This is a genomic window from Janthinobacterium kochi (assembly GCF_051380715.1).
In the GTDB taxonomy this organism is placed as follows: domain Bacteria; phylum Pseudomonadota; class Gammaproteobacteria; order Burkholderiales; family Burkholderiaceae_D; genus Janthinobacterium.
On sequence record NZ_JBNYXO010000018.1, the window covers coordinates 1 to 24,981 of the forward strand.

22 protein-coding genes are annotated in these 24,981 nt (G+C 62.1%); 14 read left to right on the forward strand and 8 right to left on the reverse strand.

Annotated features, from left to right (window positions below):
* Both ACQ4WL_RS25325 and ACQ4WL_RS25330 read left to right on the forward strand, forming a co-directional pair.
* On the forward strand, positions 1 to 194 hold a 194-nt coding region (locus tag ACQ4WL_RS25325), incomplete at its 5' end, for a hypothetical protein (RefSeq protein ID WP_436512210.1).
* A gap of 133 nt (positions 195 to 327) precedes the next feature.
* Positions 328 to 1,707 carry a sodium-dependent transporter gene (locus ACQ4WL_RS25330; protein ID WP_436512212.1) on the forward strand — a complete coding sequence of 460 codons (1,380 nt, stop codon included), beginning with the start codon at positions 328 to 330 and terminating at the stop codon, positions 1,705 to 1,707.
* Here ACQ4WL_RS25330 and ACQ4WL_RS25335 read toward each other — a convergent pair whose 3' ends face one another.
* The 7 genes from ACQ4WL_RS25335 to ACQ4WL_RS25365 all read right to left on the reverse strand — a co-directional run bounded on the left by ACQ4WL_RS25335 (position 1,708) and on the right by ACQ4WL_RS25365 (position 9,147).
* A complete protein-coding gene (locus tag ACQ4WL_RS25335) occupies positions 1,708 to 2,322 on the reverse strand; it encodes a M15 family metallopeptidase (protein WP_436512213.1) in 615 nt (204 codons plus the stop codon).
* Complete coding sequence (locus tag ACQ4WL_RS25340) at positions 2,322 to 3,224, reverse strand: LysR family transcriptional regulator (protein WP_436476041.1); 903 nt, start codon at positions 3,222 to 3,224, stop codon at positions 2,322 to 2,324. Before ACQ4WL_RS25340 ends, ACQ4WL_RS25335 begins: the two co-directional genes overlap by 1 nt.
* 83 nt (positions 3,225 to 3,307) lie before the next feature.
* A complete protein-coding gene (locus ACQ4WL_RS25345; RefSeq protein ID WP_436512214.1) occupies positions 3,308 to 4,108 on the reverse strand; it encodes an N-acetylmuramoyl-L-alanine amidase in 801 nt (266 codons plus the stop codon).
* Positions 4,109 to 4,138: 30 nt separating this feature from the next.
* A complete protein-coding gene (locus tag ACQ4WL_RS25350) occupies positions 4,139 to 5,074 on the reverse strand; it encodes a BadF/BadG/BcrA/BcrD ATPase family protein (protein WP_436512216.1) in 936 nt (311 codons plus the stop codon).
* Positions 5,075 to 5,168: 94 nt separating this feature from the next.
* Positions 5,169 to 6,830: a glycoside hydrolase family 10-like protein gene (locus ACQ4WL_RS25355; RefSeq protein WP_436512218.1), complete on the reverse strand. Its 1,662-nt coding sequence runs from the start codon at positions 6,828 to 6,830 to the stop codon at positions 5,169 to 5,171.
* Positions 6,831 to 6,921: 91 nt separating this feature from the next.
* Complete coding sequence (locus ACQ4WL_RS25360) at positions 6,922 to 8,220, reverse strand: MFS transporter (RefSeq protein ID WP_436512220.1); 1,299 nt, start codon at positions 8,218 to 8,220, stop codon at positions 6,922 to 6,924.
* A 45-nt stretch (positions 8,221 to 8,265) separates the two neighbouring features.
* Entirely contained in the window at positions 8,266 to 9,147 is an 882-nt protein-coding gene (locus ACQ4WL_RS25365; protein WP_436512222.1) for an N-acetylmuramic acid 6-phosphate etherase, read from the reverse strand.
* 187 nt (positions 9,148 to 9,334) lie between these two features.
* Between ACQ4WL_RS25365 and ACQ4WL_RS25370 the strand changes: the two genes are divergently transcribed.
* Both ACQ4WL_RS25370 and ACQ4WL_RS25375 read left to right on the forward strand, forming a co-directional pair.
* On the forward strand, positions 9,335 to 10,393 hold the full coding sequence (locus tag ACQ4WL_RS25370; RefSeq protein WP_436512223.1) for a helix-turn-helix transcriptional regulator: 1,059 nt from the start codon (positions 9,335 to 9,337) through the stop codon (positions 10,391 to 10,393).
* Between the two features lie 127 nt (positions 10,394 to 10,520).
* Positions 10,521 to 11,669: a nuclear transport factor 2 family protein gene (locus tag ACQ4WL_RS25375; RefSeq protein ID WP_436512224.1), complete on the forward strand. Its 1,149-nt coding sequence runs from the start codon at positions 10,521 to 10,523 to the stop codon at positions 11,667 to 11,669.
* A gap of 1 nt (position 11,670) precedes the next feature.
* Here the strand turns inward: ACQ4WL_RS25375 and ACQ4WL_RS25380 are convergent, their stop codons facing one another.
* Positions 11,671 to 12,411, reverse strand: a complete 741-nt coding sequence (locus tag ACQ4WL_RS25380) for a GntR family transcriptional regulator (RefSeq protein ID WP_096232721.1) — start codon at positions 12,409 to 12,411, stop codon at positions 11,671 to 11,673.
* 227 nt (positions 12,412 to 12,638) lie between these two features.
* Between ACQ4WL_RS25380 and ACQ4WL_RS25385 the strand changes: the two genes are divergently transcribed.
* The 10 genes from ACQ4WL_RS25385 (at position 12,639) to ACQ4WL_RS25430 (ending at position 24,975) form a co-directional block, all read left to right on the forward strand.
* On the forward strand, positions 12,639 to 13,985 hold the full coding sequence (locus ACQ4WL_RS25385) for a serine hydrolase domain-containing protein (RefSeq protein WP_436512226.1): 1,347 nt from the start codon (positions 12,639 to 12,641) through the stop codon (positions 13,983 to 13,985).
* 91 nt (positions 13,986 to 14,076) lie between these two features.
* Positions 14,077 to 15,363 carry a D-amino acid dehydrogenase gene (locus ACQ4WL_RS25390; protein WP_436512228.1) on the forward strand — a complete coding sequence of 429 codons (1,287 nt, stop codon included), beginning with the start codon at positions 14,077 to 14,079 and terminating at the stop codon, positions 15,361 to 15,363.
* A 79-nt stretch (positions 15,364 to 15,442) separates the two neighbouring features.
* Positions 15,443 to 15,886 (forward strand): YchJ family protein, encoded by a 444-nt coding sequence (locus ACQ4WL_RS25395; protein WP_436512229.1) that lies wholly within the window; start codon positions 15,443 to 15,445, stop codon positions 15,884 to 15,886.
* 40 nt (positions 15,887 to 15,926) lie between these two features.
* Positions 15,927 to 17,549, forward strand: coding sequence for a carboxyl transferase domain-containing protein (locus tag ACQ4WL_RS25400; protein WP_436512230.1), 1,623 nt, complete (start codon positions 15,927 to 15,929; stop codon positions 17,547 to 17,549).
* Between the two features lie 11 nt (positions 17,550 to 17,560).
* Complete coding sequence (locus ACQ4WL_RS25405; protein WP_436512232.1) at positions 17,561 to 18,349, forward strand: enoyl-CoA hydratase/isomerase family protein; 789 nt, start codon at positions 17,561 to 17,563, stop codon at positions 18,347 to 18,349.
* A 45-nt stretch (positions 18,350 to 18,394) separates the two neighbouring features.
* Entirely contained in the window at positions 18,395 to 19,735 is a 1,341-nt protein-coding gene (gene bioA / locus ACQ4WL_RS25410) for an adenosylmethionine--8-amino-7-oxononanoate transaminase (protein WP_436512233.1), read from the forward strand.
* Between the two features lies 1 nt (position 19,736).
* Positions 19,737 to 20,933: an 8-amino-7-oxononanoate synthase gene (gene bioF / locus ACQ4WL_RS25415; protein ID WP_436512235.1), complete on the forward strand. Its 1,197-nt coding sequence runs from the start codon at positions 19,737 to 19,739 to the stop codon at positions 20,931 to 20,933.
* Complete coding sequence (bioD, locus tag ACQ4WL_RS25420) at positions 20,923 to 21,708, forward strand: dethiobiotin synthase (protein ID WP_436512237.1); 786 nt, start codon at positions 20,923 to 20,925, stop codon at positions 21,706 to 21,708. Before bioF ends, bioD begins: the two co-directional genes overlap by 11 nt.
* A gap of 30 nt (positions 21,709 to 21,738) precedes the next feature.
* Positions 21,739 to 22,785 carry a biotin synthase BioB gene (bioB, locus tag ACQ4WL_RS25425; protein ID WP_436512239.1) on the forward strand — a complete coding sequence of 349 codons (1,047 nt, stop codon included), beginning with the start codon at positions 21,739 to 21,741 and terminating at the stop codon, positions 22,783 to 22,785.
* 162 nt (positions 22,786 to 22,947) lie between these two features.
* The gene (locus ACQ4WL_RS25430) at positions 22,948 to 24,975 is read left to right on the forward strand and encodes an acetyl/propionyl/methylcrotonyl-CoA carboxylase subunit alpha (protein ID WP_436512241.1); all 2,028 of its coding nucleotides are present in this window, start codon (positions 22,948 to 22,950) and stop codon (positions 24,973 to 24,975) included.
* Positions 24,976 to 24,981: the final 6 nt, after the last annotated feature.

The following is a 24,981-nucleotide window of genomic DNA, read 5'->3' on the forward strand; positions in this document are numbered from 1 at the left end:
ATGCCCACACTTATCGACTGTTAATTGTTAAAGAACGGTATTCGGTGCTGCTTATTTACTACTCTCGCGCTATCGACAAAGCGTTGTGTTTGTCAGCTGCGAAGAAGGAAGAGTATGGAGCATTTCACTACATCCGTCAACTCCTTCTTTTCTGCTGCATCGCCGTTTCCGGTGATCCTCAACTGCCGCAGTGACTGCGTCTCATTGGGGAGGCGAACTATAGCAAAGCGCCCGGGTAGTAGCAAGGCTTTTCCGGGGCTTTTACAGCGAACTGCTACAATTTCGCCCCCTCAGCGCAAATCCGCGTCCATCCATAGAAGATTCACCATGAAACAACAAGCTCAAGGATCAGGCCTGACCCTGAAACGAGCTGGCTTTACCACTGGCTTCGGCGTGCTCGCCGCCACCCTCGGTTCCGCAGTCGGTCTCGGCAATATCTGGAAGTTCCCCTACCTGACGGGCGCCAATGGCGGCGCCGGCTTTCTGCTCATCTATCTGCTCGCGACCTTACTAGTAGGCCTGCCCGTGATGATCGCGGAAATCACCCTGGGACGCCGCGCCAAGGTCAATCCCATCTCGACCATGGAACAGCTGGCCCCCAAGGGCAAACCCTGGTGGCTGGTTGGCGTGATCGGCATGGTCGCCGCCTTCCTGATCGTCGCGTTTTATTCGGAAGTGGTAGGCTGGGTGTTTGCCTACATCGTCAAGGCCTTCGATGGCTCCATCCTCAGCAGCGACAAGCTGGTAACGGAAGCGGCCTTCGCCTCGCTTATCAGCAATCCCCTGCAATCGCTGTTGTGGCAATGGGGCGTGCTGCTGTTTATCGGGGGCATATTGATGCTGGGCGTGACCAAGGGCATCGAGGCGATCGCCAAGAAACTCATGCCGCTGCTATTCCTGTTACTACTGCTGCTATGTGCGGTCAGCCTGTCGCTGGATAAAGCGGGTGAAGGCTTGGCTTTCCTGTTCCGTCCTGATTTTTCCAAGCTGACGGCTTCCGTCGTGCTGACGGCCATGGGCCTGGCCTTTTTTAAATTGTCTGTTGGCATGGGTACGATGATGACCTACGGCAGCTATTTCCGCGACGACCAGAATATCCCCGTCACGACTTTACGCGTGATGGCGGCCGACCTGGGCGTCTCCATGCTGGCCGGCATCGCCATCTTCCCCGCCGTGTTCACGTTTGGTTTCGCCCCCAGTGCGGGACCGTCGCTGGTCTTCATCACCATCCCGGCCGTGTTCTCGCAAATTCCCATGGGACAAGTCCTGATGGTAGTGTTCTTCATCCTGGCCGCCGTCGCCGCCACGGGGGCAATGCTGTCACTGATGGAAGTGCCCGTGGTGATTTTTCACGAACGCTTCGGCTGGACGCGCGCCAAGGCCACGCTCGTGACCATGCTGCTGCTGGCCGTGCTCGGCTCCGTGTGCGCCCTGAGTAACAGCACCCTGGCGGACTTCAAACTGTTTAACTTGACTATGTTTGATCTGTTCGACTTCGTCTCGTCGAATATCTTCCTGCCCGTGGGCGGCATCGCGATTGCCTTGTTTACAGGCTGGGCCTGGGGCAAGCAGCATTTCATTGAGGCGATCAGCAATCACGGCCAGTTGCAGAATAGAACTCTGGCGCATGTGCTGCTGTTCCTGCTGCGCTTTGTCTCGCCCGTGCTGATCCTGATCGTGATGCTGAAAGGTTTGAAAGTCTTTTAACTAGAGTACCCGGGTGTAGGTCTGGCGCACCAGCACCCGGTCGCCGCAATCGAAATGCCACCATTCGCTGTTAATGCCAAAGAAGCCTGCTTGGAACATGGCGTCGCGCAACAAGCGACGGTGCGCCACGTGCTCTTCGGTAATTTCTCCCGTTTCCAGCAAGGACAGTTCCAGCGCCGGGTGTGAGCGTTCACTTAAATCATCAAAGCCCGTGCCCATGTCCAGTTCCTGCCCGTCCGGTCCCACGATGGTGATGTCGAGCGCCATGCCGAACGAGTGGATCGAGCCGCGCGACGGTTCGGCGATATAGCCGAGCAACTCCGTTCCCTGCAGCGCGTCCCACAGTTGCTGCTGTACCCGTTGCGGGCGCAGGGCGTCGAGCACCAATAGATGATGATCGGGGCGATGCGCGGCCAGCCAGGCCACGGCCTGTTCCAGTGCAGCGGCCGCATCGCGGTGCAGCCAGGCGCAATCGATGGGGCTATATAAGTCGCGGCCGACGAAATTGTCGGGCGTGGCATAGCGCAAGTCGACGGCGATGCCGGCGATGCTGCTCAGGTGGCGAAATTGCGGATCGCTGCCGACCGCTTCCAATTGCAAACTTGCAACAGACATCAGACTCCTCTTTCCAGGCAGTTGCGTGCCGCCACGCCGATGCTGTCGGCCAGGCGCCGCGCGCCATGCGACAGCGGCGAGTGGCTCGCCGTCAATAAATACAGTTGGATCGGTATCGTCGGCGCCCAGGGACGGCGCTGCAGCCGCTCGGGTGAGCCGGACGCGGCCGTAAACGGGTCGACCACGGCCATCCCGGCGCCCGCTTCCACCAGGGAACGGGCAATTTGATAGGTCTGCACCACGGTGGCAAAAACGGGGTGAATATCCTGCGCCTCGCAGGCGGCCACCACCAGTTCACCCAGCGGATCGTTGTCCGCATGACCGATCAGCTCGCCATTCAACCCATGCGCCGTCAATGGCGTGCCACAATCGGCCGCATGCCAGGTGCCGGCCGGGGCAATCACCGTCATGACTCCCTGCGCAATGGGTTCGGCCACGATGCCCGGATGGCGCGGGTCTTGCAGCGACACAGCAAGGTCCGCTTCACCCAGGCGCAGGGTATTGACGATCTCGCCCGTGTGGTGGGTAGCCAGCTGGCAACGCGTGTGGGGGAAGTCGCGCCTCCACTCCGTCATGGCAAATGGCAAGACGCTGATGGCGAGCGTCGGCGTGGAGACCAGGCGGATGGTTTCCACCGCGTGGCCCTTCAGGCTGGCCGCCAGGCGGCGGATGCCCAATAAATCGCGGTTGAGTTTTTCCGTCTCGACAAACAGGCGGTGCGCCTCCGGCTTCGGGTACAGCTTGCCCCGCACGCGCTCGAACAGCGGCATGCCCAGTTGCAATTCGCAATGCTGCAGGACCTTGGTCACGGCCGGCTGCGAAATATGCAGCACCTGGGCCGCGCCGCTGATGGTGCCAACTTGCATGATGGCATGAAACACTTCGATATGACGCAGCCGCATGAGCTATTCCTTTACCTTGCTTTGGCCACCTGGACCGTCAATGTTCAGCATATAAGAAAAAGTCATGGGCTGGAACAGCCATGCTACTTTGCTACAACAGCTGGCGCCGGTGTCGTCAGCACTTCCAGCAGGGCCGCCGTTTCGCTATCAGGCGTGCCGTCAAACAATGTATTGCGGTATTTCATCTGGAAGGCGATCAACACATTGCGCGTCGCTTCGTCGAACTCGCCCGTCTGTGGTGTCGCATAGCCGTGCTGGGCCAGCTTTTTCTGGAACCAGACGGCGTCCGGCACTTGGCTCTCAAACATGAGGCGCTGCGCGGCGACACGGTTGGCATCGGGCCAGACGATCAAGCCCGCATCGGCCAGCTGGCGCCATGGGAACAACGGGCCCGGGTCCTGCTTGCGCTGCGGGGCGATTTCGTTATGGCCGAGGATATTTTCCGGCGCGATGTTGTAACGTGCCTGGATATCTTTCAGCAGGGGTATGAGTTCATCGATCTGCGCCTGCGGGAAGGGATACCAGAGGCGGCCTTCCGGCGTGTCCTTGTAGCCGGGGTTGACGATCTCGATGCCGATCGAGCTGACATTCAACTGTGTGTACGTCTTCCAGTTACTCACACCCGCGTGATTCGCCTGGCGCGATTCGTCGACCAGCACGTAAAACTTCGGCTTATCCGTGTCGGTCAGCAAATAATGGCTGCTGACCACTTGTTCCGTCAGGATCTTGATCGAGCGGGGCAGGTCGCTGACCGTGTAATGGATGACGATGAATTTCACGCGCGGGCTCTGGCTGCGCGCCGTCAAACTGTGGTCGAGATGCGGCGCGGGCGTGGTACAGGCGGAGAGCAGGGCCACCAGCAGGGCGAGGGCGATTTTTTTCATGAAAGATCCGTGTTCGGGTTAATAAATTGTTCAGTTCTTGCTAGCTGCCCTGGCCGCCACCTTGGCCGCTGCCTCATGCGAACGGGCAACTTTTTGCTCCAACATCAACGATACTGGCAAAGCGGCGCGCATGGCAACCACGATGGCCGGGTGCAACTGCGCCGCGCGGCCCGCCAGCACCACGGGACGGGGACCGTAGCGCGCCGTCAGCGCCAGCGCCAGGCGCGCCAGTTCCTGTCCCGCGCGCTGCAAGATGTCCAGCGCCAGCGGGTCGGCGTCCGCACTGGCGGCCACGGCCAGCGCCAGCCGGCCGATGGCGCCCCGGTCCTGGCCATACATGAAGGCGCGCGACAGCGACCAGTCGCTACCACCCAGTTGCGCAAACACGGCTTCGGCCATGGGCGACACTTGCCAGCTGCCGGGCGCCTCATCTTCGCGGCGCCAGATGTGGCGCAAGGCTTCGCGCGCGATCCAGTAGCCGCCGCCGCCATCGTCGAGCAGCACGCCGCGCCCGCCCGCCCGATGAAACACGCCATCCGTATCGATCCAGGCGGCGATCGAGCCCGTGCCAGCGTAGACCAGATAACCCTGGCCTGGTTCAAAACTGTCGCGATAGGCGATCTCGATATCGTTGCCCACGCGGACGTCACCGGCGTCCAGCGCCAGCAGGGTGGCCAACGTTTGCGCCAGCACCACATCATCGCCGCCAAAGCCCGTCAAGCCCGCCACCACGGCGCGGGGCTGGCCGACGGCCAGCACGGCTTGGCACAGCCGGGTAAACGTGGCGTGCACGGCTACGCGGCCCGCAGCGCTGCCCATTTGCAAGGCAGACAAGCCTTCCACGGCACCGTCGGCCACGATGGCGCCATCCGCAGTGGCCAGGGCCCAGCGCGTCTGTGTACCGCCCGCGTCGATGCCCAGGCCCAGCAGGGCAGTGTCAGTATTGCTTGCAGGGAGGGAAATCATGGCATGAGTGTAAAGCCAAGCTGGGCTTGCAGGCATGAAAGCTTGCGCATGTTTCATGCCTGCAGGTTATGGACTAGCGGTGAACGGTCAACAACTACTTGGCGGGGGCCGCAAACGGTGCGCGCACGGTGACACGGGGGCTTTCATTGCCTAGGCGGTCCACGGCGCTGACCACCACCGCGTTGACTTTACCAATGGCATCGTCAACCAGGGTCAGCTCGCCTTGCATGCCCGTGACCACGGTAAAACGCCAGTCTTCGCCATAACGGGCCCAGACGGCGTACTGGGCCACGGCTTTGCCGCCGCCCGCCGTCAATTTGACGTTCAGGCTGGTGGAATCGCGGCGCAAGGCCAGCACGGGCGTACCGGGTGCTTCCTTGCCCAGCCATGGCGTGGCGGGAATCAGGGCAGGGCTTTGATACACGGTCGCCTTGAGTTGCTCGCTGACACCTTTACGGTTCTGCATCAACGGCGCCATGCTGAAATGCACTTGTCCATTCGCGCCGGGACGCGTGCGCGTCACTTCGATCTGCTTGATGATCTCTTGCGGCGTAAAGGACTTGGCGGAATTGTCGATCCGGCTCGTATATAAACCCGGCCACACGTGACGGCCATACGGATTTTGCGCCAGCCAGTAGTCGAGCAGCACGCCAAACGCTTGCGGCGCCTGCGCCACGGGCCAGTACAGCTGCGGCGACAGGTAATCGAGCCAGCCCTTGGCCAGCCACAGTTCCGCATCCGCATACAATTTATCGTACTGGCTGAAGCCGACGATGCCGGCAGGGCGGCGGTCGGGACGGCCGATGCCAAACGGGCTGATGCCGAAGCGCACCCAGCTCTTTTCGCGGTGGATGCCCGTATACAAGGCTTCGATCAGCTGGTTGACGTTCTGGCGGCGCCAGGAAGGGCGATCCAGCTGGCCACCGGCCAGCAAATATTGCTGCCAGGAAGGCTCATCGGGAAACGGCAGTTCGCGTTTGGCGCCGCCATTGCCCGCGTCCAGCGCGGCCGTCTCGGCTCCCGCACCGGCGCCGGGCGCGTCGATCGGATACGGATAAAAGTAATCGTCAATGTGCACGCCATCGATATCGTAGCGGCGTACCACGTCGAGTACCACGTCCGTCGTGTGCCTGGACGCGGCGGCGTCGCCCGGGTCCATCCACAGGTAGCGGCCGTATTGCTTGACGGACGCCGGATTGGTGGAAGCGAAACTGTCGCGCGCCAGTGGCGACTTGGCCGTCGCGTGACGGGCCCGATAAGGGTTGAACCAGGCGTGCAATTCCAGGCCCCGCGCATGCGCCTGGGCTACCCAGAAAGCCAGCGGGTCATACATCGGCAACGGCGGCTGGCCCTGCTTGCCGGTCAGGTATTCCGACCACGGCTCCAGTTGCGATGGGTAAATCGTGTCGGCGCTGGGCCGCACCTGCAACACAATCGCGTTCAGATTCAAGGACTTGGCGCGGTCGAGGATGGCCAGCGCTTCGGCTTGCTGCTTGGCGACCGGCAAATTGCTGCGGCTGGGCCAGTCGATATTGGCGACCGTCGAGACCCAGGCGGCGCGGAACTCGCGCGGCGCCGGCGGCGGCACTTCGCCCGTGATGTGCTGCACGGGCGGCACGGCCGGCAAGCCCGCTTCGCCCGGCGTCACTGCGGAGGGCAGCTTGGTGCTGGTACAGCTGCTGAGCAATGCGGCGGTGGCCAGCGCGGCCAGTACGCCGGCCGTGGCGCCCAGGCGTTTTTTCAAAGTAGACAACAAAACAATTCCTTGCAGTGGTGGAGCGCAGGTGTATCGGTGCGGGCATTTTACTGTGCGCCCGCCATCCTTGCGGGCGCACCGTTCAAAAGAATCAGGCCTCGGCCTTCTTGCCGAATTCGGGATCGATTTTGACCAGCGCGGCCATGATGAAGGCGGGAATGGTGGCGATGCAGACCCAGATGAAGAAATGCTGGTAACCGAGCATTTGCTGTATCCAGCCGCTGGCCATGCCCGGCAACATCATGCCCAGGGCCATGAAACCCGTGCAAATGGCGTAATGGGCCGTTTTATGCGCGCCATCGGAGACCATGATCATGTACAACATGTAGGACGCGAAACCGAAGCCATAGCCGAATTGCTCCAACGCAATGCCACCGGCGATCACATAGATGCTGCTGGGCAAGGCGCTGGCCAGGTAAACGAAGACCAGATCGGGCAAGTGGACGGACAGTACCATGATCCACAAACAGCGTTTCAAGCCGAAGCGGGAAATGATGAATCCTCCCAGCAAGCCGCCCAGGGTCAGCGCGATCACGCCGATGGTGCCGTAGACGAGGCCCACCTGTTCCGTGCTGAGGCCCAGGCCACCCTTGGCGACAGGGTCGAGCAGGAAGGGCGCGGCCAATTTGAGCAGTTGCGCTTCGCCGAGGCGGAACAGCAGCAAGAAGCCCAGGATGACGAAAATATCCTTCTTCTTGAAGAAGGAAGCAAAGGTAGCGACGAATTCCTGCAGCGGAGAAATACCGGCGCCCTGGATGCTGGGACGGTCATCCTTGGGTTTCGGCAAGACAAAATAGTGATACAGGAAGAGGGCGATGAACAGGCCCGCCAAAATCGCAAACACGACGGACCAGGCCAGCTGCACATTGCCCGTCGCATGCGTCAAATAGCCGGCCAGGTATACTAGGCCGCCCTGGCCGGCGATCATGGCCAGGCGGTAAAAGGTGCTGCGCACGCCAACGAAGGCCGCCTGCTGGTGCTCTTCCAGGCCCAGCATATAAAAGCCATCGGCGGCAATGTCATGCGTGGCGGAACTGAAGGCCATCAGCCAGAAAATGGCCAGGCTGATCTGGAAAAAATGCGGCAGCGACGTCGTCAGGGCCACCAGCGCCAGCGCGGCGCCGATCACCAGCTGCAAGCCGACGATCCAGAAACGCTTGGTGCGGTACATATCGATGAAGGGCGACCACAGGGGCTTGATGACCCAGGGCAAGTACAGCCAACTGGTATACAGCGCGATATCCGTATTGGAAAAACCGTAGTTCTTGTACATGATCACGGACAAGGTCATGACCACTACATAGGGGATGCCCTGGCCGAAATACAGGGAAGGGATCCACAGCCACGGCTTATTCGTGCGCGCCGGGGCGGTTTGTTTCACTAGCTCCATACATCCTTCTTGGTCTCCCAGACAGAAGAATGCCGTGCCATCGGATCACGCCGCCAGTGCCGCCCGCACACTGCCGTCCGCGCCGGCCAACAATGCCTGTGCCTGGTTTGTGTTGATTTTCTTGATCAAGGCAACGATCGCCACCTTGACGTGATAGTGGCATTGCTCCAGCACGGTCCTTGCCTGCGCCTCACTGGCGCCGGTGGCATGCATGGTCAGACGCACCGCCCGCCAGATCAGCTTGGCGTTGGTCGGCTTCAAGTCTACCATCAAGTTTCCGTAAGTTTTGTGCAAACCCACCATCAGGGCGCTGGAAATCGTGTTCAGGGTGATTTTTTGCGCCGTGCCCGCTTTCAAACGCGTGCTGCCGGAAATGACTTCCGTGCCCGTGTCGAGCACGATGCCGCATTGCGCCTCGTGCGCCACGGGGGCATCCACATTGTTGGCGATGCCGATCGTCAAGGCGCCTGCCGTGCGCGCGGCCAGCAGCGCGCCCAGCACATACGGCGTGGCGCCGGAGGCGGCCAGCAAGATCACCACATCGTTGATGTGCGGCTGCAAGGCCAGCAAATCCTTCTCGCCTTGCTGTACATCATCTTCCGCCCCTTCGACGGCCACAAACATGGCGCCGGCGCCGCCGGCGAGGATGGCGACAGCCCGCTCGGGCGGCCAGGAAAACGTGGGATTGAGTTCCACGCTGTCGAGTACGCCCAGGCGGCCCGAGGTGCCGGCCCCCACATACAGCAAGCGTCCGCCAGCGGCGATGCGGGGCAGGGCGGCCGTGATGGCGGCAGCAATGTCGGGCGACGCCAGCCGCACGGCTTCGACGGCCCAGAACTGGTCATCGACCAGCGCCGCCACCAGTTGCTCCACCGGATACAAGTCCAGATCCGGATGCCGCCGGCTCGGGGTTTCAGTTTTCAACATGATTTCAGAACATAGTTGAACGTGAAACCAGTTTAATACCGATGTGCAAGATCAGCCATGAAAGCTTGGCGTGCAGGCATAACGGAAGCTTATGGGTAGTGCAGGAAGGTGGTGTGCTACTTGTACTTCGATACGCTCCCGTTTGTGTCTATACTTCCGTTCGACGCCAACATCCACGACACGCCCCATGATCGCTCGCCAATTGCTGTTCCTGTTTAGCGCCCTTGGCGCCATCAACGGCATTTTCCTGGCCGTCTATTTTTTCAGCCGTCGGCCCCGCAGCCTGGCCGACTGCATGCTTGGTGCATTGCTGCTTGCCGTCGGGGTGCGCACCGCCAAATCCGCCTTCCTCTACTTCAACCCGGCGATCGCCATCGAATTCCGACAGCTGGGCCTGTCGGCCTGCCTGCTGATCGGTCCCCTGACCTATCTCTATGCGCGCTCTTTCCTGGCCGGGCGCGCACAACTGCCTGCAGGACCACAATGGCGCTGGCATCTCGGCTTGTCCTTCCTGCTGATAGGCATAGGCGTTGCCTTTCCGTATTCCGCGTATCGTCCTGTGTGGGACCTGTCGAGTCATGCCATTCACGTGTTCTGGCTAGGCTACCTGCTGGCAACTGCCAAGTTGCTCTGGCAAAGCCGCCATGCATGGCTGAACGACGGACAGCGGATGACTACCAGCAGCGTGCTACTGCTGAGCGTCTTTGCAGGCAGCTGTGTCATGCTGGCGGCGTACGCGAGCACGCCGTTCACATCCTATATTGTCGGCGCCTTGTCCTTCACCTTCTCGCTGCATGTCGCGGTCATGGTCTTTCTGCTGAGAAAGGAAACCTCGACGCTTGCCGACCCCAGGCAAAAATACCAGAATAACCGCCTGACGCACGAAGATGGGCTTGCCGTGCTCGCTGCGCTGGAACAACAGATGAGCGGGCAGAAATCCTATCTGAATCCGAACCTGACCCTGGCCCAACTGGCCAAGCGGGCGGGATGCACGCAGGCGCAGGTGTCGCAGGTACTGAATGACAAGCTGAGCAAGAGCTTCCATACCTACGTCAACGAATACCGCATCGCCGAAGCGAAACAGGTATTGACCGACGAGCCGCAACTGAACATGGATATCGTTGCCGAGCGCTGCGGGTTCAACTCCAGTTCCACCTTCTACTCCACCTTCAAAAAAGTTGCTGGACAGACACCCGCCAGCTTCCGCGCCCAATCTGGCCAGTCGGCCAGGGCCATTTCCGCGTAAAACCGCTCCGGAATCGCCATTCCGGAGTCTGAAATCCTGTTTGGCGACATCAATTCCCCTGCATTTCGATAACTTATCGACCACCAGCGACCTGAAATAGTCGTTGCTCCGATAAACGCAGTTCTACATGCAGGGTAAATCCATGATTCAATTTTTAATGCGCACGATACTCGCCTGTTGCTTGCTCAGCAGCACCGCCGCCGGCACCGCCGCCACCGCAGACCAGGACGAAAATGCCATCCGGGAGACCGTACGCTTGTATCTGCATGGCACCAGCTTCAACATACCGCACGAGATCAACCAGGCCTTCCATGCCACCGCCCGTCTTTACCTGGACGGCAAAAACGATGCGCAATGGGAGTTGAGCGGTCCGGAATACGCCAAACTCTTTTCCCAAGAGAAAAAAGGGCAATTCAATGGGCGCCATGGGCGACTGATCAAGGTGGAGGTGAGCGGCAAGGTGGCCAGCGCCAAGGCCGAGATCCACATTCCCCAGCAAGGAGTGCGCTATGTGGATGTGTTTCTGTTGAAAAAGATCGCCGGCAACTGGAAGATCGTCAGCAAGTCGGCCGATCGCGAGCCGGCAGCCCCGCGCCACGCACGCAAGGTGCTGCTGGTGGTGTCGAATGTGCATCAATATCCTGGCACAAAGGTTAACGCAGGCAATAATTTCCCCGAGCTGGCCTATACCTATGATGCATTTCGCAAAGCAGGGTATGCGGTCGACTTCGTCAGTCCCGACGGTGGCGCTATTCCCCTGGAAATGGTCGTCACGTCGGACGCGCTGCTCAAGAAGCACCTGTACGACAGTGATTTCATGTGGGCGCTGGCCCATACCAAGCCCGTCTCCGAGGTCAAGGCAGACGAGTATGTGGGCATGGCTTTCGTCGGCGGCGGCGCGGCCATCGTCGGCATCCCGGAAAACAAGCCGCTGCAGGACATCGCCTTGCGCATCTACGAACAACAAGGCGGGGTGATCGCGGCAATCTGCCATGGCACCGAGGGCATCAAGAATCTGAAGCTCAGTGACGGTACTTTCCTGATCCAGGGCAAGGTGCTCACCTCGTTCCCCGATGCGTTTCTCAACAAGGAATCGCCGATATACAAGGCCTATCCCTTTTCGGCGGAAGCCAGCATCAAGCGCCATGGCGGCATATTCAGACACGGCGCCAACGGCAAGAGTCACGTCGAGGTCGATGGACGGCTGGTGACCGGCATGAGCTGGGAGTCGTCCGTCGGCGTGGCCGAATCCATGATGCGCCTGCTCGAGCAGTAGATTATGGCGCGCGGCGCATTTCAGCAACAAAGTCGTAATGATCGCTGCGACAATACGAATGCGTGAGCTCCACCGCTTCGCCGGACTCCAGATAGGCGATGCGCGTGATGAACAGCACGGCCTGGCCATCGGGGATGCCCAGTTGCTTGGCCAGCACGTCCGTCGCATTCATGGCGCGGATGTGCTGCAAGGCGCGCACGGGGGCCTTCTTTATGCTGCTCAAGTATTCGTACAGCGAATCGCCCATGGCAGCCGGGTCTGGCACCACGCTGAAGGGCAGCACGCTCACTTCATACGCCATCACCACGTCGTCGGCCAGACGCAAGCGCTCCAGGCGCGCCACTTTCGTGTTCTGCGCCAGGCCCAGGCTCAGCTGTTCATCGCTGCTGGCGATGACGACTTCACGCTTGAGCCAGCGCGAGCCGGGGCGGTAGCCGCGCTGCTGCAGCTGCTCGGAAAAGCTCGACAGGTTCGACAGCGGCTGCTCGATGCGTGGCGCAATATAGTTGCCCGAACCACGGCGGCGCACGACGAGGCCTTGCTCGACGAGCTGGTCGATGGCCTTGCGGGCAGTCACGCGCGATACGTCGAGCAGTTCGGACAGGGTACGTTCAGATGGCAGGGCCTGGTCTACCTGATAGCGGCCGTTGCGTACGTCATCGCTCAGCTTGCGGGCGATCTGCATATATAAAGGCGAATTGTCATTTAAATCGACCTTGAGTTCTACGCTGGTCTGGCTCATACAGTTCTCCTTGTCCTCCTAGTGTAATAGCGATGGCGCTTGCGCGTACCCCGTCCACCCATGAATAAATGGAAAATGCCCATAAATAACGGTTATACACTTAAAAAAACGATGTTTTACCGTACGTATAGCTTTGCATTATAGATAAATAAGCAATTTTCATTGGCGTCGTCAACCATCCCACCCTATGCTGGCAAGGCCTCCATCCACCATGACACAGGGAAAGCATGATCAACAAAATGACGGGTTTATTGGGCTTGCTGCTGCTGGGCACGACCTGGACCGCACTGGCCGCACCGCTCGGCAACGGTGCCGACACGATGCGGCAGGAGGAGCCGCTGCGCGCGCTCGATGCGGCGCTGGCCTCCATCGTCGATGACCCGGCCCATCCGCTGTCCAGCCTGTCCGTGCTGGCCATCCGCCAGGGCAAAGTATCGTATCAGCAACAATTTGGCTATCGGCACCTCGGCGCCACGCCGGCGGACAGCTTGCCCGTGACGCCGGCCACCCTGTTCCGTATCGCCTCGGTATCGAAGATGATGACCACCCTGGGCCTGATGCGGCTGGTCGAGCAGGGCAAGCTGAGCCTGGACCAGGACGTGGGCATCTATCTGGGCTTTTCCCTGCGCAACCCGCATTTCCCCCAGCAAGCCGTGACCCTGCGCAGCCTGCTCAGCCATACCTCCTCACTGCGCGACGCGGGCGGCTACGCATGGGGACCAGAACGCAGCCTGCGCGACGTGTTTACGGCCGGCGGCGATGCGATGTGGGATGCCGCTGCGGCGCCCGGCAATTACTTTACATATAGCAACCTCAACTGGGGCGTGATCGGCACCGTAATGGAAAAGGTCACGGGCGAGCGCTTCGACTTGCTCATGCGGCGTTTGCTGCTCGATCCCCTCGATGTACGCGGCGGCTACCACCCGGCGGCATTCTCCAAGGAAGAGCTGGCGAACACGGCCACCCTGTACCGCAAGCGCACGCTCGACACGGAACAGTGGCAGCCGCACGGCCCCTGGATCGCGCAAGCCGATGATTTTTACCAGCGTCCACCTGCCGCGCCCGCTGGCCTGGCCCGCTATGTAATCGGCAGCAACGCCACCGTCTTCAGTCCCACGGGCGGCTTGCGCATCTCCGCCGCAGGACTGGGCACGGTCATGCAGATGCTGCTCGACGGTGGCCGCCACCAGGGCAAGCAGCTATTGCAGCCGGCCAGCATCGTGCTGATGTTTGGACGGCAATGGCAGTTGGCTGCCGATGGAGGCAATGGCAACAGCGAGCGGGGCCTGTACCGCGCCTGGGGCCTGGGCAATCAACAGTTCGATGCGCTGGCGGGGCAGGGCAATGGCCTGGTCGAAGGCGCCAGTTTTCATGCGGTCGGCCACCTGGGCGACGCGTATGGCCTGGTCTCCGCCTTCGTGCTCGATTTCAAGAACAAGAACGGCATGGTGATGCTGGTGGGCGGCACGGGCAGCGATCCCGAACGCTATCCGGGCACGTATTCCGCCATGGGGCGCAGCGAGGAATTGATACTCAGCACCTTATACCGTGGTGCGATTGACAACAATGAATAATTCGCACCAAAATAGTGCATTCCTGAAAGTTATGGCTGCACCATGATGTTTCATTGGCTCCCTGAACGGCCAGCCTCTAAGCTCTTCCCGAATGCTCCCGCACCATGGGAGCGCAACGCAGCGAGGCAACATGCAGCAACAAGTCATCATTATCGGCGGCGGCGTCGTCGGTCTGACATCGGCCTGGTGGCTGGCCGAGGCCGGCTACAAGGTCACTGTACTGGAACGCAATGAACAGGTGGCGGTCGCCGCCAGCTACCGCAATGGCGGCCAGCTCAGCTATCGCTATGTGGCGCCGCTGGCGGACGCGGGTGTACCCTTCAAAGCCCTGCAATGGCTGCTGCAGAAAGATGGTCCGCTGCGCTTCCGGCCCGAGGCGGACTGGCGCCAATGGCGCTGGATGGCCAGTTTCCTGCGCAATTGCAACAGCGCCAGCAATGCCCGCACGACGGCCAAGCTGCTGCAACTGGGCGAATGGAGCCGCGCCGGCATGGCGCAGCTGGAATTGAGCGTGCCGCCCGAAGCGTATGCCTGGCGCGATGCGGGCAAGCTCATTGTCTATCGTTCGCCGGCCATCTTTCAGCGGGCCGTGGCCCGGCCCGAGTCGGAAGAGGCGCGCGTCGTCTTGTCGCCGGCGGAAGCCGTGCAACGCGAACCGGCGCTGGCCGCCTTGCAAGGTGCCCTGGCGGGCGGCATTTTTACCGAAGGCGAAGCGGTGGCCGATTGCCACGCCTTTTGCCTGGCGCTGGAAGCGCGCCTGCTGCAACACCCGAATTGTTCACTGATATTAAAAGGCGAGGCACGCCGCCTCGTCACGCGCAATGGCAAGATCACAGGCGTCGACACTAGCCTGGGCTTGCTGGAAGCGGACCACTACGTGCTGGCGGCCGGCATCCAAAGCCGCGACCTGGCCGCCACGGCGGGCATCTACCTGCCCCTGTACCCCTTGAAAGGCTACAGCCTGACGGCGCCCATCCGCGCGCAAGACCGGGCGCCCGAGATCAGCATCACGGATTTCGAACGCAAGGTGCTGTATGCACGTATCGGTGGCGACTTGCGCGTGGCGGCCATGGTCGACATGGTGGGCGCCGACAACAGCATCAACTGGGGCCGCATCGCCGGCCTGACGCGACTGGCGCGCGAAGCCATGCCGCACGGCGCCGATTACGACCAGGCCACGGCCTGGGCCGGCCTGCGCCCCGCCACGCCGAATAGCGCGCCGCTGGTGGGCGCCAGCAAAGTTGGCAATCTGTGGCTCAACGTGGGCCATGGCCCGCTGGGCTTTACCTTTGCCGCCGGCACGGCGCGCATCCTGGCCGACCTCATGGCGGGCAAGGCGCCGCCGTTCGCGCTGGACTTCCTCAGCCCGAAAAAATAGCCGGCCAAGGCGGCGCGCACGCGCCGCTGCCGATATGGCGGATAATTGCGGGACTTTCCTGTTCCCTATCCGCTACCGCATGCCCACACCCTCGACATCTGCCGCCTGCCCCTGTGGCGGCGCCTCCTACGCCAGCTGCTGCGGTCCGTATATCGCGGGCGATGCCTTGCCGCCCACGGCCGAAGCCCTGATGCGCTCGCGCTACACGGCATTTACCTTGCGCGATGAAGCGTATCTGCGCGCTACCTGGCACGCCAGCACCCGTCCCGGCGACGCTTTATTTGCCGACGAAGAAAAAGTCCACTGGCTGGGACTTGAGGTAAAATCTGCTTTACGTTTACGTCAACGTAAAGCAGTATCAGCAGATCAAGCCGAAGAGATACACCGCGACAGCGTGGAATTCGTGGCCCGCTACAAGGTCAACGGCCGCGCGCACCGCCTGCATGAAGTGAGCCGCTTCGTGCGCGAGGCAGGCGAGGGTGGCATGCGCTGGTTTTATCTCGACGGCAGTTTTCCCGAATAGCGCGACCCGAGAGACCGGGCGATCATAAAAAGGAAGCACAATGCCGCACATCGAAAGCAAACTCAATCCGCGCAGTGAAGATTTCAAGGTCAATGCCGCGGCCATGCAAGCCATCGTCGACGATTTGCGCGACAAGGTGGAGAAAATCGCGGCCGGCGGCGGCGAGGCGGCAGCTGCCAAGCACCTGGCGCGCGGAAAACTGCTGCCGCGCGACCGCGTGCAGATGCTGCTCGACCCCGGTACGCCCTTCCTCGAGTTTTCCCAGATGGCGGCCTACGCCATGTACCAGGACGCCAAGGGCGTCGATGCGGCGCCTTCCGCCGGCATCATCACCGGCATTGGCCGCGTCTCGGGCCAGGAATGCGTCATCGTGTGTAACGACGCCACCGTCAAGGGCGGCACGTATTACCCGATGACGGTCAAAAAGCACTTGCGCGCCCAGGAAATCGCCGACCAGAACAACCTGCCCTGCATCTACCTGGTCGACTCGGGCGGCGCCAACCTGCCGAACCAGGACGACGTCTTCCCCGACCGCGACCATTTCGGCCGTATCTTCTACAACCAGGCAAACCTGTCGGCCAAGGGCATCCCGCAGATCGCCGTGGTGATGGGCTCTTGCACGGCAGGCGGCGCCTACGTGCCGGCCATGAGCGATGAATCGATCATCGTCAAGGAGCAGGGCACGATTTTCCTCGGCGGCCCGCCGCTGGTGAAAGCGGCCACCGGTGAAGTCGTGACAGCCGAAGACCTCGGTGGCGGCGACGTGCATACGCGCTTGTCCGGCGTGGTCGACCACCTGGCGCAGAACGACTTGCACGCGCTGTCGCTGGCGCGCACCATCGTCTCGAACCTGAACCGCACCAAGCCGCAGCAGATGGCGATGCGCGAGTCCGTCGAACCGAAATACCCGACGCAGGAACTGTATGGCGTGATCCCCGTCGACACGCGCAAGCCGTTCGATGTGAGGGAAGTGATCGCGCGCATCGTCGACGGCAGCGATTTCGACGAGTTCAAGGCCCGCTACGGCACCACCCTGATCTGCGGCTTTGCGCACATCTATGGCGTCAAGGTGGGCATCATCGCCAATAACGGCATCTTGTTCTCCGAATCGGCGCTGAAAGGCACGCATTTCATCGAATTGTGCTGCCAGCGCAAGATCCCGCTCATCTTCCTGCAAAACATCACCGGCTTCATGGTGGGCCGCAAATACGAAAACGAGGGCATTGCCCGCAATGGCGCCAAGATGGTGACAGCCGTGGCCACGGCGGCCGTACCGAAATTCACGGTGATCATCGGCGGCAGCTTCGGCGCCGGCAATTACGGCATGTGCGGCCGCGCGTTTTCTCCCCGCTTCATGTGGATGTGGCCCAATGCGCGCATTTCCGTCATGGGCGGCGACCAGGCGGCTTCCGTGCTGGCGACCGTCAAGCGCGACGGCATCGAAGGCAAGGGCGGCGAATGGAGTGCGGACGAGGAAGCCGCCTTCAAGCAGCCGATCAAGGATCAATACGAACACCAGGGCCACCCATACTATGCCACCGCGCGCCTGTGGGACGACGGCGTGATCGACCCGGCCGACACCCGCATGGTGCTGGGCCTGGGCCTGTCGGCCGCCTTGAACGCGGAAATCCCGGACACGAAGTTCGGCGTATTCCGCATGTAAGGGGAAGAAAAATGGAATTTGAAACCTTAAAGCTGGTCATTGAGGGCAATGTCGCCACCGTGACCCTGAACCGTCCCGACGTGCGCAACGCCTTCAACGAGACGACGATCGCCGAATTGGCGCGCGCCTTCGAGGGCCTGGGGCGCAGCGACATGGTGCGCGCCATCGTGCTGGCCGCGAACGGCGCAGCGTTTTGCGCCGGCGCGGACTTGAACTGGATGAAGAAGATGGCCGGCTACACGCATGCCGAAAACCAGGCCGACGCGCTGCAACTGGCGCAGATGCTGCGCACGATTTACCTGTGTCCCAAGCCCGTGGTGGCAAAGATCCAGGGCGACTGCTATGCGGGCGGCATGGGCCTGGTCGCCGCATGCGATATCATTCTGGTTGCGGAAGACGTGCATTTCTGCCTGAGCGAAGTGCGGCTGGGACTGATCCCGGCCACTATTTCACCGTATGTCATCAAGGCCATGGGCGAAAACGCGGCACGCCGCTATTTCCTGACCGCCGAGCGATTCTCTGCGCAGGAAGCGCTACGCATCGGCTTTGCCCACGAGGTAGTCGCAGCAAGCGCACTGGACGCGAAAACCTTGGACGTGCTGAAAGCGCTGACGGGCAACAGCCCGCACGCCGTGGCGCAAGCGAAAACGCTGGTGCGCGAGATCGCCGGCCAGCCGGTCGACGACGCGCTGCTGGCGGACACGGCCGAGCGCATCGCGCAGATCCGCGCCTCGGAACAGGGGCGCGAAGGCGTGCAGTCCTTCCTCGACAAGCGCAAGCCGAGTTGGCTCATGGGCTAGTTAATAGTCCAAAGCTCATGGACTAAGAATATCATTGGAGCAGTTTTGAAAGCAGAAAAACAATCGGGCTGGGTCGAACGCAGTCTGCGCAGCGTGTGGCATCCTTGCACACAGATGCAGCATCACGCATCGGCTAACGACGCTGTACCGCTCATCCCCGTCAGCCATGGCCGCGGCGCCTGGCTGTATGACCACGAAGGCCGACGCTACCTGGACGCCATCAGTTCATGGTGGGTGAACCTGTTCGGCCATGCCAATCCGCGCATCAATGCGGAACTGAAGGATCAACTGGACCGGCTGGAACACGCCATGCTGGCCGGGTTCACGCATGAACCGGTGGTCGAACTGTCGGAAAAGCTGTCGGCATTGACCAACGGCGTGCTCGGTCACAGCTTTTACGCCTCCGACGGCGCGTCGGCCGTGGAAATCGCCCTGAAAATGAGTTTTCATGCGTGGCGCAACAGCGGCAAAAGTGAAAAGCAGGAATTCGTCTGCCTGAAAGGCAGCTACCACGGCGAAACCATCGGCGCGCTGGCCGTAACCGACGTCGCCCTGTTCAAGGATGCCTACGGCCCTTTATTACGCGCCTCGCAGACAGTGATGTCGCCCGACTTCCGCCAGGCAGTCGAAGGCGAATCGGCGCAAGACGTGGCGCGCCGCGCCGCCTTTGAAGTGGAACAGCTGTTCCAGCAGAAGGCCGACAAGATCGCCGCCATCATCATCGAGCCGCTGGTGCAGTGCGCCACCGGCATGGCCATGCACGACCCGCTGTACCTGTCGCTGGTGCGCGCCCTGTGCGACCGCTACCAGGTACACCTGATCCTCGATGAAATCGCCGTCGGCTGCGGCCGCACGGGCACCTTCTTCGCCTGCGAACAGGCCGGCATCTGGCCCGACTTCGTGTGTCTGTCCAAGGGAATCAGCGGCGGCTACCTGCCTTTATCGCTGGTGATGACGCGCGAAGATATCTACCAGGCGTTCTACAGCACCGACGTGCGGCGCGGCTTCCTGCATTCGCACTCGTACACGGGCAACCCGCTGGCCTGCCGCGCGGCGCTGGCGACCCTGTCGATTTTCGAGGAAGACGATGTGCTGGTGGCCAACCGGGAGCGCGCCGCCAAGATCACGCGCGCCCTGGCGCCGCTGGCGCAGCATGAAAAAGTAAAACACTTCCGCCAGCAGGGCATGATCTGGGCCTTTGACGCCATCGATGCGGCGCCCGATTTTTCGCGCCGCTTCTTCAGCACCGCGCTGGAACACGAACTGTTGATGCGCCCCATCGGTTCGACCGTCTACCTGATGCCGCCGTACATCCTCGACGACGCAGATATCGCGGGCCTGGGCCAGCAGACCCTGGCCGTCTTCAATCATGTGATCGGAGCCTGAGATGGAACTGATCGCGCGATTGCAACAGCAGCTTCAAGGGCTGGAAGAGCGCAGCCTGATCCGCCGCCGCCGCACCGTCGACACGCCGTGCGCGCCGCGCCTGACGGTGGACGGACGCGCCATGCTGGCCTTTTGCAGCAATGACTACCTGGGCCTGGCATCGCATCCGCGCATCGTGGACGCGCTGAAAGAGGGCGCCGACCTGTATGGCGCCGGCAGCGGCGCTTCGCACCTGATCAGTGGCCATAGCCGCGCCCACGCGCAGCTGGAAGAACGCCTGGCCGCTTTCGTGGGCGCCAACCTGGAACAGGCGCGCGCCCTGTATTTCTGCACCGGCTACATGGCTAATTTAGCTGTGCTGACCGCCCTGGCGGCGGGCGATGCGCAGACCGAGATCTTTTCGGAAGCGCTGAACCACGCCTCGCTGATCGACGGCACGCGCCTGGCCCGCGTCAAGACGCGCGTGTATCCGCATGCGGACCTGGACGCGCTGGCGACCCTGCTGGCGGCCAGCGCGGCAACAACCAAGATCGTCGTCACCGACAGCATCTTCAGCATGGATGGCGACCTGGCGCCGCTGCCCGCGCTGCTGGCCCTGTGCGAACAACATGGCGCCTGGCTGGTGGTCGACGACGCGCACGGCTTCGGCGCGCTGGGCGAGAACGGCCGCGGCGCGCTCGAACACTTCGACCTGCAGTCGACGCATCTGGTGTATGTGGGAACGCTGGGCAAATCGGCCGGCGTGGGCGGCGCCTTTGTTTGCGCGCATGAAGCCGTGATCGAAACGCTGATCCAGAAGGCGCGCCCCTACATCTTCACCACGGCGGCCGCGCCGGCGCTTGCGCATGCGCTCTTGGCCAGCCTGGACATCATCGCCGGTGACGAAGGAAAACAGCGTCGGGGGCACTTGGCGGCGCTGGTAGCGCAATGGAACGAGGGCTTGCAGCTGCAACGCTGGCAAGCCTTGCCGTCACTCTCCGCCATCCAGCCCGTCATCATCGGCGAAAACGCGGAAATGATGGGCATCGCCGCCCAACTGTACCAGCAGGGGCTGTGGGTCGGTGCGATCCGCCCGCCTACCGTGCCTGCAGGCACGGCGCGCCTGCGCGTGACCCTGTCGGCCGGCCACACGGCGCAGGAAGTGGCGCAATTGATCAACGCAGTCAACACCTTGGAAAGGACTCGCCATGAGCCTTGATGATCCTGTCCTGGCAGAAGTGACAGCCGTACCGGCCGTGCGGCCGGCACCCGCTGCCACCGGCCTGCCATCGCGCTTTGCCTGTTTCGTCACCGGTACCGACACAGAAATCGGCAAGACCCTGACGTCGTCGGCCCTGCTGCACGCGCTGGTCGCGCGCGGCGTGCGCGCCTGCGGCATGAAGCCCGTGGCCGCCGGCGCCGAGATGCGCGACGGCGAACTGCATAATGAAGACGCCGACAGCCTGATCGCTGCCGGCAACGTCACCATGCTGCGCAACCTGACCACGCCCTACATGCTGAAGGAGGCGGCCGCGCCGCACATCGCCGCCGCTCTCGAAGGCGTGTGTATCGAATCGGTGCCGATTCTGGCCGCCTACCTGGAGATCGCCGCCGCCTCGGACGCCGTCGTGGTCGAAGGCGTGGGCGGTTTTCGCGTGCCGCTGTCGCCCGGTTTCGACTCGGCCGACCTGGCGCAGCAGCTCGATTTGCCGGTGATCCTGGTGGTCGGCATGCGTTTGGGCTGCATCAGCCAGGCCTTGCTGACGCTGGAAGCCATCGAAGCGCGCGGCCTGACCGTGATCGGCTGGGTCGCCAACACGCTGGAGCTGGAAATGCGCTTCCTCGACGAAAATATCGATGCACTGATCGAGCGCATCCCGGCGCCGCTGCTGGGCAAGGTACCGCGCCTGGCGCAACCGAGCGCGCAAGCAGCGGCGGCGTATCTCGATTTCACCGGCTTGCCCAACTGGCCGGCGCAACATCCCAACATCTAACGTATCCAAAAATAGAAGCGAAGGAATCACATGTCTCACGTCCAAGAAGCAGCAAAAACCGTCGAACTGCACCGCCCTGCGGCGCGCATCACCGTGCCGGAAGCGGCCACCTGGCCCGTCGCCGATGTGCTGACCCTGTTCGACCTGCCTTTCAATGACCTGATGTTCAAGGCCCAGCAAACCCATCGCATCAACTTCCCCGATGGCGATGTAGAACTGGCGACCCTGTTGTCGATCAAGACGGGCGGCTGCGAGGAAGACTGCGGCTACTGCCCGCAAGCGGCCCGCTACGACACGGGCGTGGAAGCGAAAAAAATCCTCGACATCGACACGGTGCTCGACGCGGCCCGCCAGGCCAAAGCCAACGGCGCCACGCGCTTCTGCATGGGCGCCGCCTGGCGCGGCCCGAAGGACCGCGACATGGAAAAAGTGGAAGAGATGGTGACCAAAGTGAAGGCGCTGGGCCTGGAAACCTGCGCTACTTTGGGCATGCTGGAAGAGGGACAAGCGGACCGTCTGAAAAACGCGGGCCTCGATTTCTATAACCACAACCTCGACACGGCGCCCGAGTTTTACGACAACGTCATCTCCACGCGCGAATACCAGGACCGCCTCGATACTTTGGGCCGCGTGCGCGAAGCAGGCTTGAAAGTGTGCTGCGGCGGCATCGTCGGCATGGGCGAAACGCGCTTGCAACGCGCGGGCCTGATCGCCCAACTGGCCAATTTGAATCCGTATCCGGAATCGGTGCCCGTCAATCACCTGGTGCAGGTGGAAGGCACGCCTTTGTATGGCCTGGAAGCGCTCGACCCGTTCGAATTCGTGCGCACGATTGCCGTGGCCCGCATCACCATGCCGAAAGCGCGCGTGCGTTTGTCGGCGGGCCGGCGCCAGATGGGCGAAGCCGTGCAAGCCATGTGCTTCCTGGCTGGTGCCAATTCCATCTTCTACGGCGACAAGCTGCTCACCACCGACAACCCGGAAGCGGAAGACGACCGCACCCTGCTGGGTAAGCTGGGCTTGCAGACGCGCGGCGCCATGCTGGACTCGGTACAGAAAGAGAAGTGCGGCTGCTGATGACAGCCTTGTCGGGTTACGCCGTGCCGGCTAACCCGACCTACGAATACCGCCTCACCAATGCGTAGGTCGGCTTAGCGCAAAGCGCGTAAGCCGACACGCCAGCACACAACGTCCATGACAAGAGACAGCTGCCCCTTTTTGAGAGAATAGAGAGAGACCATGTTCACTAAAATCCTGATCGCCAACCGCGGCGAAATCGCTTGCCGTGTCGCCGCCACCGCGCGCCGCATGGGCATCCAGACCGTCGCCGTGTATTCGGAGGCGGACGCCAACGCCAAGCACGTCGCCGTGTGCGACGAAGCCGTCTTGATCGGCCCCGCGCCAGCCAAGGAAAGCTATCTGTGCGGCGACAAGATCATCGCCGTGGCGCTGGCCACCGGCGCGCAGGCGATCCACCCCGGCTACGGCTTTTTGTCCGAAAACGCCGATTTCGCCGACGCCTGCGCTAATGCAGGCCTGGTCTTCATCGGCCCGCCGGCGTCCGCCATGCGCGCCATGGGTTCCAAGTCGGCTGCCAAGTCGCTGATGGAAAAGGCGAATGTGCCGCTGGTGCCAGGCTACCACGGCGAGGAACAGGATGCGGACTTCCTGCACGGCCAAGCCGACAAGATCGGCTACCCCGTGCTGCTGAAGGCCTCGGCCGGCGGCGGCGGCAAGGGCATGCGCGTCATCGACAATAGCGCCGACTTCAAGGCGGCGCTGGCCTCGTGCAAGCGCGAAGCGATCAGCTCTTTCGGCGACGACAAGGTGCTGGCCGAAAAATACCTGTCGCGTCCGCGGCATATCGAAATCCAGGTGTTTGCCGACACGCTCGGCAACTGCATCTACCTGTTCGAGCGCGATTGCTCGGTGCAGCGCCGTCACCAGAAGGTGCTGGAAGAAGCGCCGGCGCCGGGCATGCCATTCGAGCGCCGCGCGGCCATGGGCGAGGCGGCCGTCGCCGCCGCCAAGGCCGTCGGTTATGTGGGCGCGGGCACGGTGGAATTCATCGCCAACCAGGATGGTTCTTTCTACTTCATGGAGATGAACACGCGCTTGCAAGTGGAGCACCCGGTGACGGAAATGATCACCGGCACCGACCTGGTGGAATGGCAGTTGCGCGTCGCCTTTGGCGAACCGCTGCCAAAAAAACAAAGCGAACTGACGATCCACGGCCACGCCATCGAGGCGCGCATCTATGCGGAAAATCCGGAAAAGGGCTTTTTGCCGTCGATCGGCACCCTGCGCCACATGCAGTCGCCATCGGCCGTCACGTTCGAGCTCGGTGGCACGCTGGTTCCGGCCGCCGTGCGCATCGACTCGGGCGTGCGCGAAGGCGACGCCATCTCTCCCTTCTACGACCCGATGATCGCCAAGTTGATCGTCTGGGGCGCGGACCGCCGCGAGGCGCTGGCGCGCATGGCGCAGGCGCTGGCCGAGTACCAGATCGTCGGCCTGGCCAGCAATATCGCCTTCTTGAAACGCCTGGTCGAAGGCCAGGCATTTGCCAGCGCGGACCTCGACACGGGTTTGATCGAGCGCAATCAGGCGTCGCTGTTCCCCGCCCTGCAGGCGGCGCCCGACACGGCCCTGGCGCTGGCGGCAGTCAGCCTGCTGACAGAAGAAAAAACTGCGTCCGAAGCGCAATCGGCCAACCGCGCCGACCCATGGGGCAATGCCCTGGGCTGGCGCTTGAACAGCACCCTGGGACGCAGCCTGGCGTTTGCCGATGAATTCGCGCTGGCCAGCGACAGCAAGGCCTATGCCGCGCGCATCGCCTACCTGACGGATGGCTGGCTGTTCAACGGCCAGCCCTTGAGCCTGACGGCGCGCACAGGCAACGAGCTGCACATCAAGCTGGGCGAACGTGCCGTGCACGGCACGGTGCTGCGCGACGGCGAGCAGTTCCACGTATTCACCAATGGATTGCACCATACCTTGCATTACAGCGACCCGATGGCGCATGCGGGCGAAGTGGAAGCGGAAGGCGGGCGCCTGACGGCACCGATGCCAGGTAAGGTCGTCGCCGTGCTGGTGAACAAGGGCCAGGATGTCAAAAAGGGCGAGCCTCTGGTCATCATGGAAGCGATGAAGATGGAGCATACGATCGCCGCGCCGCACGACGGCCTGGTGGAAGACGTGCTGTATGCGGTCGGCGACCAGGTGGCCGATGGCGCGCCGCTGCTGGCCTTCAAGGCCGCCGCATAGAGGTAA

Coding starts and splice junctions, on each gene's coding strand:
- ACQ4WL_RS25330 (WP_436512212.1), top strand. CDS start 328: ATGAAACAACAAGCTCAAGGATCAGGCCTGACCCTGAAACGAGCTGGC.
- ACQ4WL_RS25335 (WP_436512213.1), bottom strand. CDS start 2,322: ATGTCTGTTGCAAGTTTGCAATTGGAAGCGGTCGGCAGCGATCCGCAA.
- ACQ4WL_RS25340 (WP_436476041.1), bottom strand. CDS start 3,224: ATGCGGCTGCGTCATATCGAAGTGTTTCATGCCATCATGCAAGTTGGC.
- ACQ4WL_RS25345 (WP_436512214.1), bottom strand. CDS start 4,108: ATGAAAAAAATCGCCCTCGCCCTGCTGGTGGCCCTGCTCTCCGCCTGT.
- ACQ4WL_RS25350 (WP_436512216.1), bottom strand. CDS start 5,074: ATGATTTCCCTCCCTGCAAGCAATACTGACACTGCCCTGCTGGGCCTG.
- ACQ4WL_RS25360 (WP_436512220.1), bottom strand. CDS start 8,220: ATGGAGCTAGTGAAACAAACCGCCCCGGCGCGCACGAATAAGCCGTGG.
- ACQ4WL_RS25365 (WP_436512222.1), bottom strand. CDS start 9,147: ATGTTGAAAACTGAAACCCCGAGCCGGCGGCATCCGGATCTGGACTTG.
- ACQ4WL_RS25370 (WP_436512223.1), top strand. CDS start 9,335: ATGATCGCTCGCCAATTGCTGTTCCTGTTTAGCGCCCTTGGCGCCATC.
- ACQ4WL_RS25375 (WP_436512224.1), top strand. CDS start 10,521: ATGCAGGGTAAATCCATGATTCAATTTTTAATGCGCACGATACTCGCC.
- ACQ4WL_RS25380 (WP_096232721.1), bottom strand. CDS start 12,411: ATGAGCCAGACCAGCGTAGAACTCAAGGTCGATTTAAATGACAATTCG.
- ACQ4WL_RS25385 (WP_436512226.1), top strand. CDS start 12,639: ATGATCAACAAAATGACGGGTTTATTGGGCTTGCTGCTGCTGGGCACG.
- ACQ4WL_RS25390 (WP_436512228.1), top strand. CDS start 14,077: ATGCTCCCGCACCATGGGAGCGCAACGCAGCGAGGCAACATGCAGCAA.
- ACQ4WL_RS25395 (WP_436512229.1), top strand. CDS start 15,443: ATGCCCACACCCTCGACATCTGCCGCCTGCCCCTGTGGCGGCGCCTCC.
- ACQ4WL_RS25400 (WP_436512230.1), top strand. CDS start 15,927: ATGCCGCACATCGAAAGCAAACTCAATCCGCGCAGTGAAGATTTCAAG.
- ACQ4WL_RS25405 (WP_436512232.1), top strand. CDS start 17,561: ATGGAATTTGAAACCTTAAAGCTGGTCATTGAGGGCAATGTCGCCACC.
- bioF (WP_436512235.1), top strand. CDS start 19,737: ATGGAACTGATCGCGCGATTGCAACAGCAGCTTCAAGGGCTGGAAGAG.
- bioD (WP_436512237.1), top strand. CDS start 20,923: ATGAGCCTTGATGATCCTGTCCTGGCAGAAGTGACAGCCGTACCGGCC.
- bioB (WP_436512239.1), top strand. CDS start 21,739: ATGTCTCACGTCCAAGAAGCAGCAAAAACCGTCGAACTGCACCGCCCT.
- ACQ4WL_RS25430 (WP_436512241.1), top strand. CDS start 22,948: ATGTTCACTAAAATCCTGATCGCCAACCGCGGCGAAATCGCTTGCCGT.